Here is a 9,433-nt window from a genome sequence, read left to right on the forward strand (position 1 = left end):
GCGGCGCCGGCGTGCGGCAGGGGGCGTCCACCGCCGCCGGCACCGTGCTGGTCGCGATCGAGGTCGGGCAGCGCGGCCACGGCCACGTCCCCGACTTCCATGCGGCGCCGCCGCTCGAACTGCTCGGCCAGCCGGGCGTAGATCTCGTTGAGCTGCCGGGTGTAGAGGCCGGGAAGAAGGACGCCACCCCAGACGCCGTGGGTGGCGCCGGCGGCCACCGCGTTGTAACCGCAGCGGCCAAGGAACGAGCAGTCCGCGCAGCGGGCGATGGCGCGCTGACTCTTGGGGGCATGGAAGAACAGCTCGGGGTCCTGCTGGCACGGCAGGTCCTCGGTGGTGTGGAAGAGGCGGACCTCGGCGCGCATCTGGAAGGACGCGAAGGGCCTGGCAAAGGGCCGCTCGTCGGCGGGCGGTGGTGTGGTCGTCATGGCGTCCTCCCGTGGTGTGTGTTGGTCGTAGCGCGGACCGGGTGGCCCGGTGCTTCGCCGAGTCTCAGAGCGGTGAAGCACCGATAACCTAACAGATATTTTAGCGGTTTTAGCGGTTTAACCGCTAGTATCGGCTGTATGCGGCGGGCCGATGCGGGTGCGACCGGAGGTGACACCGGCCATCGCCGCATGTCACGGGGTCATCGGTGACCGCTCCGGCGACGTGCGGGCGGCACGGGGAGCGCAGCGCTGTTTTGGCTGATTTGGCGGAACGGATGGCCAGTTCTGGCGGTTCGTCGGGCAAAATGTGGGTCATGTCCTGGGAGCGGCTCGGCGAGGAGGTGCGGCTGCGCCGCCGGCGGCTGAAGCTGACCCAGCCGGACGCGGCCGAGCGGGGGGGACTGTCGGTGGCGACCATCCGCGCGGTGGAGACCAACCGCGCGGGGCGGCTGAGCCGGCGGATGCGGCGGGCGCTGGAACGGGCGATCGAGTGGGAGCCGGGCAGCATCGACGCCGTTCTGGACGGCGGCGCCCCGCGCGTGCTGGCCGGCACCACCGCCGCCGCCGGCCCTGCGGCCGCGCGCGCCGGCCCGGACGCCGCGGCGGCGGCCCAAGAACGCTTCGCCATGGCCGAACGAGTCATCCGGATGCGCGAGGCCTTCGCCGCTCACCACGACGGCATCCCGCAGGCGGCGCGCGAGGCGATGCAGGCGGAGTTCACCGCCGCCGCGCGCGAGATCGAGGACGCGATGATCTGGATGCTGCCGTGGCTGGGCGATGAGGAGCGCGCCGGGGCGATCCGCATCCTGGCGGAGCTGCGGCGGGCGCCCTGATCGACGGCGCGTGTCGGTGTCGATGGCTAGCGTCTGGCCCGTGGACTCCGATGACGTCATCGACCCGGCCGATGCCGAACTCCACGCACTGCTGGGCCAGATCGCGGATCGCACCGACGACGAGGAGCGCCGCGAGCGGATTCTCGGCGTCATGGTGACGCTGCCGCCGATCGCCGACTGGCCGCCCGACATGCTCGAGCGGGCGCGCGCCACCCACGCCTACGTCCGTGGCCTGCGCCGCGACCTGCAACGGCGGGAACTCGAGGCGATGTATGCGGGCACGGAAGGCGATGGGTAGCGAGTCCTCACCGCGGCCGGCCGTCCTGCCGAGCCCGGCCGCCAGTCAGCGCCGGATTGCACCGCATCTGCTGGCCTGCCGAATCGTGGACCGACACGGACATACCCAGGGTGCTTGCTCGACCCCTCTGCTGGGCCAACGCTGGTGATGCAACAGCGGACATGGACAAGGGTATGGCGACGAGCGGCACTCCTCGCAGTGAGATGTCATTGCCGCTTCTTACGATGGCACCTGCGCGACTCGTTCGATGAGACGATTCGCTGGAAGGGCGGTGGTAGATGATCTATGGAGTGCTCGCCGTCGCCATCCTGTCGACGATCATCATGTTCGTCGTAGTGGCCGTCGGAACGGGCCTGTCCGATGGCGGGTACGGCACCTCCCTGTTTCGTTCTCCGACACCCCCCCGGATGTCGACGGCGGAGGTGACCGCAATTTTCCTGCTTGCAGTGGTGGCCATCGGCACTGCCGTGTACGTCGCGACAGCGACTAGCGGGGTGTGGTGGGTCGTTCCCGTCGCTGCCTGGGCAGTCTTTCGGCGCGGGGTGCGGAAACACGCTGAAACACGGGAGCGACGTCGATTGGACTTAAGGCGGCGGGAGGCCAGGCGCCTCGCTGAGCAGCGGGACCGCGAGATGCGGGAGCAAGAGCTGCGGCAACGCGAACGGCTCGACCGATACGGCAAGGAAGGACTCAAGCTCCTCGATAAGGCCGATGCGGCGGTCAATGCGATCCTGGCAACAGAGGCCGCTCGAACAGGCTGGCTAGGCGAACCGGCCGATTTGGACTTCCGCGCCGACGTGGCCACGATCGCCGAGACCCTGAGTCTGGCAATGGAAATCCGCACAACGGTCGCTGACTATTCCTCTATTCCGAAGCCTTCATCCGATGACGTCCGGCTTCTAAAAGATGCGAAACGCAGACTGAAGCAACTCGAAAGCGCTGCCCGGCATCGTGTGGAGCTGCTGTGTGAATGTGTCGGCAGAGCCGAACAGGTCGATCAGATGCTTCGGGATGATCGCGAGCAGTCGCGCGTGGCGCAGAAGCGCGACGTTGTCGGTGGTCGGCTGCGTGCGCTGCTGAGCGGCGCCGAACTCACACCTCCAGCCGAGCACTCCGACTCGGTCGACCTGGTGAGCTCGCGCGTCGAGGCCTTCCGCGAAGTCAGGGACTTGATCCGCGGTGGTCGCTCCGACCCGATGGCAGCCGAAATGCCAGTGGATCGGACCTTGGCTAGCGGTGCGAGAAGGGCGGCCAAGGACGTATTGCGTCGATTCCGCCGATGAGCACAGGTCGTCGATGGACGCCGCGACCATCAGGTTTGCCCCGCCGGCGCCGCCGTCGCAGTCGCCGTATTCGGCGCGATCGGCCGCCGAGGGCCGAAACGTAGCCCGATCGTCGGCATCGGTCGCCAGCGCTGTCGGGAGGGACCTATCCGTCCGGGGATCACCCCGGCGCGGCCGGCGCGGCGCAGTCGGGCGGCGGTGGCGTCCACTTCCTGGGTCGGATGCCGCGGATCTTGCGCGACACCAGGTATGCGCCCAATCCGACGGTGCCCGCCACCACTGCCGGGGCGGCGGCCACCGCGACGGTTCCGGCAAGCATGCCGCCGCCGACACCAGCGCCGATGGCGGCCAATCCGCTGGTGATTCCCGCGGCGCTCAGGCCGGTGGTGCCCGCGACGGTGATCGCCGCCATTCCTCCGGCGCCCGCCGCCGCGGCCCCGGCCACCGAGGCAACACGCCCGTCGCGACGCGCGTCGTTTTCCGCCTTCGGCAGCGTCTTGTCACCGCGCAGCCCGATCTGCACCGCGCCGACCGACAAGGCCGCCGGTGCCAACGCCAGTGCCAGGGGACCCGCGGCGGCACCCCCGCCGATTAGATGGCCGGCGGTTGCCAGCCCCGACATCAGTCCTGCCCCGCTGACCCCGGCCACCGATCCGACCGCCGAGACAACACCTACGGTGGTGCCAAGTGACGTCGCGGCCGCAGCTCCCGATGTCGTCAGCGAACCGACCATCCGTACCTGCTGGCTGGCTGTTTTCCCAGTGCAGCACCATGTGGCGAAGTGTTCGCAGTTGTTGGTAACCAGGTTGTATTCCCTGCTACCCAACTTGGATTCGGCCCTGCCGATTACGGTGACAACGTCGTCCTTGCGGCTGTACTCGCGGACGTGAACGATCGAGTCCAGCGCGAAATCACCAATCGTGGTGCGGGCAACGGCGGCATCGCTCTTCTTGCCCGGCTCACCCGTGAAGTGGATGACAGTGCCGTCGCCGCAGTCGATGCCGTGGTGGGTATAGCCCAGTGGCCTTGTCACCCAGATGTGTTCGCCCTTCGCCATGGCCCTCCTCCCGCTCGCCTATCCGGCGGAGATGATCCTCGCACAGCAGACCGACACCCATCCGGCGATTGCGGCTGCCGGGGTAGCGGCTGATCGTAGGCGCCGGTCTGTCGGTGCCCGCCGATAGCATCGCGGCCAGGCGATCGGATGGAGGGCAATCGTGTCGAACGCTAGTCACGGGCTCGTGACGGAGCCTGCGACGTCGTTCGCCCGCCAGGCTCGCCGTTCCACAAGCTCGCCGTTCCCGACCGCTCGACTGCCTCTGTCGGGCAACCTGAACACGGATATCTCCGCGTCGCTCCCGGCACTTACCAGGTCCACCGGCAATGCGAAGACATGGGATCGGGGCGGATAGTCGCCTCCTGACCGGAGGCACCGGAGTGCACAGGCTGGGATTGGCGCTGGGATTGGCGCTGGTGAGACAAGTGTGCAAGCCGGTGGTCGACTGTACGATTTCGACCGTGACCGCGATGGAGATGGATCCAGGGAGTACGCGCAGCGGGCTGTCGAGCTCGGATGCCTCAGCGTCGACCCAGCCGGGATCGGGGCTGGGCGGACTGCCGGTAGGGGCCTACACCACACCGCTGGTGAGCGCGATCGGGACCGCGCAGGCGGCGCGGCAAGCCAGTGCGCAGATCCGGGTGGCCGTCAACACGGTGAACCGCGAGGTCAGCGTTGCTTCGGTCGAGGCCGCCGAGGCCGCCAACTCGGGCGCACTGAGCACGTAGAGACGTAAGGATGGTTTGGACATGACGACCACTTCACCGTGGTCAAGGGAGGCATCACCGTCGGTGACTATGTCTACTCCGCCGCCGATGTCGGCCCCCCCTGCGCAGCCGGAGCCGGGTCTGCGCCCGACGCGGCGTCGACGCTGGCTATGGGCGGGGATGGTGCTGGCGCTGGTGGTCGGGCTGTCGGCCGCGGTCGGGTCGGCGGTCACCTATTTCGCGATGCGCGGTGAACATGCGGGCGCAGCGAGCCCGACGGCATCCCCTTCGCCATCGCCGGCTCCGGCCGTACCGCAGTTCGGTCCGGGCGAGATGGCCTCGGCGAAACAACACTTATGCCATGTGTTCGACGAAGGGGTTCGCGGGCAAGAAGGAAAAGGCGGCTTCCGGGTCGAGGGGAACCTGAACATTCCCTTGACCCTGCGTGCACTCAATAGCGCTTCGGCGGTGCAGAATGCGCTCGTTCCAGCCGTGCCAACTGATGTCGCCTCAGCAGCTCGGACATATGTCAGCGCAACCCTGGACGTGACCACCGCGGCAATGGGGAACACACCAACCCCCGAACTCAACCGGTTAACGGACGTATCGAACGATGCGATTTACGCGATGGCCGATTCATGCGGGCTGCCGCGGCAATAAAGGATGGCCGCTATAACGGGGCCCGGGGCTGGCGAGGTGTCGGGGTGGACAGAGCGCAATAACGCGCAGGCGTCGCAGCTGCTGCGCCTAGTGGAGTCGACAAGACCTGTCCGAACGATCGGCGTACCCAAGCTGCCGCACATCGGTGGAGATCACCCCAAGCCGCAGGGTCTGTTTGCCGAACTGCTCTTCGGGCCGTTCGTCTGGCCGGTGGACTCGGAGACGCGGCTGGCCAACGACGCGCAAAAGCTGGCCCAGCAGGAGAAGTTTCACGAACAAAAGGCCCAGGAAGCCGGCCACTACGCGAGTCAGGTATTCAGCACGTACTGGACGGCCGGGGAGGGCGCGGCGGCAGCTGAGGCGGCTCACAAGCAGGCCCAGGCTGCCCGATTGGCGCAGGCTGACGTCTGCGGTGTCGCCAAGGGACTCCTGGCACGAGCGGCGGGCGATGTCGAGCGCACGAAGCGCAAGATGGCCGAGGAAAGCGACGCCGCCCACGCCGAGGTCAATGCATTTCTCCGCAGCGGCAGTGGGCAGTCGATCGCGCAGGTGGCGGTGATTCTCAGCAAGCACCGCGCGATGATCCAGACGTATTCAGCTGAGCTGCACGCCCATGTCGCCAACGACACCCTTCTCTTCACGTCGCAGTTCTCACTAGCTCCAGCCCCAGCGGGCGAAGGCCCGAAAGTTAGACAAGCTGGGCTAGGGGCGGATCGGTCGAGTGACCCCGCCGACCCACCTGCTAGGGACGGAACCGGCCCGGGTCGCGGGGCAGATGCATCGTCGGGTGGACCTGGCGAGGTAGCGCGGGCACCTCGACGCCTAGCTCGCGACCCGTCGACCGACGGCCGTTCGGGGCTGGTGCCTGGGCCGTTGCCGTCACTGCTGGGGTCGGGCGGGGGACTGCCCGCACTGCCGGGTGTGCCGACTGGCGGCGGCAGTGGGTTTTCGATGCCGGGATTGCAGGGGCTGCTGGGCGGCCTTGGCGGATTCCCGGGCGCCGGCATGGCGCCTACCGGCAGCCTGAGTATGCCTGCGGTGCAGGCCTCGCCGTCATTGTCATCGCTGGGCGCGGACTTCGGGAGGGGGTTGGCGGCGGGTGCCTCGGCCGCGGGCGGGCTTGCGCCGGTGGCACCGCCGGCGCCGCAGCCGCCGGTGACACCGCTCGCCGCGCCGGCGCAGGCGCCAGCGGTGGCCGCACCCGCGGCAGCTGCGGCTTCTGCGCCCGCACCGGCTTCACCGGCGCCGGCGACCGGGATGCCGGCGGGCGGTTTGGCGCCGTACGGATCGGTGTTCCCGCCCGCGGCACCATCGGCGCCGGCAGCGGGATCAGTGCCAACGCCACCGCCGGTGCCGGCGGAGGGCAGCGGCGCGTCCGCCCCGCCCCCCGGGGCTGGGGTGGTCTCGGTGGCCGGCCGGCGAGACGCCGTCTCGCTGCGCCGCGACGAGGCGGAGTCGGACTTGGAGCTGGCCCGCACGGCGGTGGCGGAGTTGGCGGCCGCGGCCTGTGTGGTGGACGCCGGGCTGGACTGGGCGGTGGCGGTGGGCCGCAACGCGGGAGTACCGACGCTGTGGGTCGCTACCAACGACGGTGCCAGCTACATCCCGCCCGGGGTGTACGTGCGCAAGACGATGCCGATCGCGGCGGGCTTCGACGGCGGTTTCGATGCGCGGTGGCTGGGCTGGGTGAATCCGGCCGAGAAGGCGGTGCGTGCGGCGCGGGCGCGCGGGGATGTGGTGGGGGCGGTGGCCACCACGTGGGCGTGGCCGTCGGAATACCTCGCCGATCCCGGGTCGGGCGTGCGCGAGGTGGCGATCGGTGTGCCGCATGGCGGGCCCGACAGTCCCGCGGCGGAGCTGCTGCCGTCGCGGTCGCATCGTTTGCAGACCGTGGACGCGGCGCTGTACGCCGATTTGAAGGCCGCGCCGGAGTCCGCGGTCGACGACTACTGCCGGGAGCTGACGCGCCGGGTGGCCTTCGGCAGCGGCGACGAGCTGTCGCCGCTGGCTCAGTCGGTCGCGGGTGCGCTGGTGGCGCGGCGGTGGCCGAAGCCGGAGGAGTGGGCGGCCCTTGGCGCCGAATACGATTCGGCGCGACTGCTGATGGGTGCGCAGCGACCCGGCCTCGACGGTGTCGAGGATCCCGACCAGTTGCGCACCTACACAAAGCTGTTCGTCAACTGCCGGCGGCTTGAAACTCTGGTGTGTTGGCAGCGATCGGGGGCGGTCCTGGCTGATGTGGTGTATGCGGCGTGGGTGGCCGGCGTGCGCATGGCGATGCTCGAGTACAGCTCGTAGCACGAAAAGTGTTATGCGGTATGGAATTCCACTTCTTTGCCGTGGCCCTTCACGGTGACTGCGATTCAGGAGTGCTCAGCATCGACGGCGTGAATTGCCGCGCGCCAGTCGCCGACACCACGGATTCTCCGACGGCAACTCCGCGTAGGTCGCCGCACCCGAACGCCCGGCCGGACGCGCCCGCTTCGCCGTACTCGTCGGTGACACGGAGTAGTCGCGCGACGCGGATCTGACAGGAACCGGCACCCCGACTCGTAGAGCTTGATGGCTTCGTCGATCTGCTCGTCGGTCAGGCCTTGGCGACGGATCGGAACGCCGGCATCACAGAGCAGCTTGATGACACTGTTCTTGCTAAGCCGTAGAACTTCGGGCTAAGGGCCCTGTCATCGCGAGGTTCGACGGTGATGGCCGGCCACGGTACTGACGCTGCACGCTCACCTTGTCGCAGCATCATTCGGGTGATCAGTGGCGATGGAATGGAGTGAAGCGTGACCTACGAGCATGACGAGCAGGCCCAGCAGGAAGCACGCAACTTCTCATTGCGCATCGATCGCGTTGACGCGTTGGACCATGGGTGCAGACAACACGGGAGCGACTCGGAGAGCCGGGTGTGCGGGGTCACCGCATCCAGTTCAACCCTCGTAGCTGGGCGGGGCTGCTGCCCGCCGCCCTTGCGGGCCGGGATTCGATCTCGCGCGGCGAGGTGTTTGAGATCGCCGAAACTGGCTGCTACTCAGAGGTTTTCGCTGCCTCCTACCTCTGGGGTGTCGGATCGAACGGCTACGGCCCTCACCGCTACCGGGAGATCGTCAACGCGGCCGGCGGGCGCCTCGACGATCTACTGCGCCGCGCAGCACAGAACGCTGCCACGGACGTCATCTCCGGCTACGCGATGCTCTACGGCGGCTACGAACCCAGATCCCGCGCAGCAGCCCTCGAAGAGCCGTGGGCACGGATCGCTGGGTTGGGCCCAGCGTTCTTTACCAAGTTTCTGTACTTCACCACACCCGGCGCGCTCATCCTGGACAGAGTTCTTGCCCGTAGGGTGCATGCACTCAGCGGTATGCCCTACCTGGTTCGGCGAACTGGCCAGCCCTACGATTGGAGCCCGTATCGGTACTGCGTCTACCTGCATTGGATGGCCCAGACGGCCACAGCCCTGCAGTGCGCAGCCGAAGAGCTGGAGCTGGCGATGTTCACTCTCGACATGAGGGATTTCGCCTAGCGAGCTGTCGTGGGGGTGTCCCGGACCGCGCAGCGGTCGTCGGCTTCACTGGCGAGTCAAGAAGTGCTGTAGGCGATCTCGCGATAGACCTTGGGCTGCCCATCTCTGCTTGGTGCCGGAAGCCGGCGCCATACAGGTGCCCGAAAGCTGTTGATTCACGGTCGTCCCAACTCTCGATGCCGCGGGATCGGGCACGCGTGTGCACGTACAGGTGCCCGCGGTGTGAGCATGTTCCGGTGCTTGGCTGTGGCCCAGGGGATTCGGACGGGTTAGTTTGTGCGGGTGAGTGCTTCGGAGTTCGTGGCGGGTGTGGATCGGCTGCTGAGCCGCGCGCATGAGCTGTTTCCCGGCGCCGGCGCCGAGGGTGCTGAGGTGATCGCCGCCGCCGGCGCGGGGGGCACGGTGCCGCCGCCGCCGGCGGGGGGCGGCGGGCTGGGTACTGGCGCCGGGGCCGCCGTCGGAGCGTACGGGCAGTTGCAGGCTGCGGTGGCGGGCTTGGACGCCGAGTCGGGCCAGGCGGCCGGTGAGGGTGGCGCGGCAGCCGCGGCGGGCCGGTCCGGTGCCGGCGCGATCCGCGACCAGGCGCGCGCGCAGGCCGCGGCGATTGCCCCGATGACCAACTCCGCGGCCGGGATGCGGCTGCT

At 68.6% G+C, this 9,433-nt stretch carries 9 protein-coding genes and 1 pseudogene; 8 read left to right on the forward strand and 2 right to left on the reverse strand.

Annotated features, from left to right (window positions below; all coding sequences use genetic code 11):
• On the reverse strand, positions 1-428 hold a 428-nt coding region (locus F0Q45_RS21370; protein WP_262491099.1), incomplete at its 3' end, for a WhiB family transcriptional regulator.
• Between the two features lie 314 nt (positions 429-742).
• On the opposite strand from F0Q45_RS21370, the gene F0Q45_RS21375 reads away from it, so the two are divergent.
• The 3 genes from F0Q45_RS21375 to F0Q45_RS21385 all read left to right on the forward strand — a co-directional run bounded on the left by F0Q45_RS21375 (position 743) and on the right by F0Q45_RS21385 (position 2,842).
• Positions 743-1,261: a helix-turn-helix domain-containing protein gene (locus tag F0Q45_RS21375; RefSeq protein ID WP_188113075.1), complete on the forward strand. Its 519-nt coding sequence runs from the start codon at positions 743-745 to the stop codon at positions 1,259-1,261.
• A 40-nt stretch (positions 1,262-1,301) separates the two neighbouring features.
• Complete coding sequence (locus F0Q45_RS21380; protein WP_149655839.1) at positions 1,302-1,559, forward strand: hypothetical protein; 258 nt, start codon at positions 1,302-1,304, stop codon at positions 1,557-1,559.
• A gap of 278 nt (positions 1,560-1,837) precedes the next feature.
• Positions 1,838-2,842, forward strand: coding sequence for a hypothetical protein (locus tag F0Q45_RS21385; RefSeq protein ID WP_149655840.1), 1,005 nt, complete (start codon positions 1,838-1,840; stop codon positions 2,840-2,842).
• Positions 2,843-3,002: 160 nt separating this feature from the next.
• Here F0Q45_RS21385 and F0Q45_RS21390 read toward each other — a convergent pair whose 3' ends face one another.
• On the reverse strand, positions 3,003-3,899 hold the full coding sequence (locus tag F0Q45_RS21390) for a lecithin retinol acyltransferase family protein (RefSeq protein WP_149655841.1): 897 nt from the start codon (positions 3,897-3,899) through the stop codon (positions 3,003-3,005).
• 461 nt (positions 3,900-4,360) lie between these two features.
• Between F0Q45_RS21390 and F0Q45_RS21395 the strand changes: the two genes are divergently transcribed.
• The 5 genes and pseudogenes from F0Q45_RS21395 to F0Q45_RS21415 form a co-directional block, all read left to right on the forward strand.
• Positions 4,361-4,627 (forward strand): hypothetical protein, encoded by a 267-nt coding sequence (locus tag F0Q45_RS21395; protein WP_149655842.1) that lies wholly within the window; start codon positions 4,361-4,363, stop codon positions 4,625-4,627.
• 159 nt (positions 4,628-4,786) lie between these two features.
• Entirely contained in the window at positions 4,787-5,266 is a 480-nt protein-coding gene (locus F0Q45_RS21400; RefSeq protein ID WP_149655843.1) for a hypothetical protein, read from the forward strand.
• A gap of 3 nt (positions 5,267-5,269) precedes the next feature.
• A complete protein-coding gene (locus F0Q45_RS29540) occupies positions 5,270-7,564 on the forward strand; it encodes a hypothetical protein (protein ID WP_262491100.1) in 2,295 nt (764 codons plus the stop codon).
• A 574-nt stretch (positions 7,565-8,138) separates the two neighbouring features.
• Complete coding sequence (locus tag F0Q45_RS21410; RefSeq protein ID WP_149655844.1) at positions 8,139-8,789, forward strand: 8-oxoguanine DNA glycosylase OGG fold protein; 651 nt, start codon at positions 8,139-8,141, stop codon at positions 8,787-8,789.
• Positions 8,790-9,071: 282 nt separating this feature from the next.
• A pseudogene (locus tag F0Q45_RS21415) lies at positions 9,072-9,433 on the forward strand (hypothetical protein); the annotation flags it as partial.

Origin of the sequence: Mycobacterium simiae (assembly GCF_008370645.1) — a bacterium.
Classification (GTDB): Bacteria; Actinomycetota; Actinomycetes; order Mycobacteriales; family Mycobacteriaceae; genus Mycobacterium; species Mycobacterium simiae_A.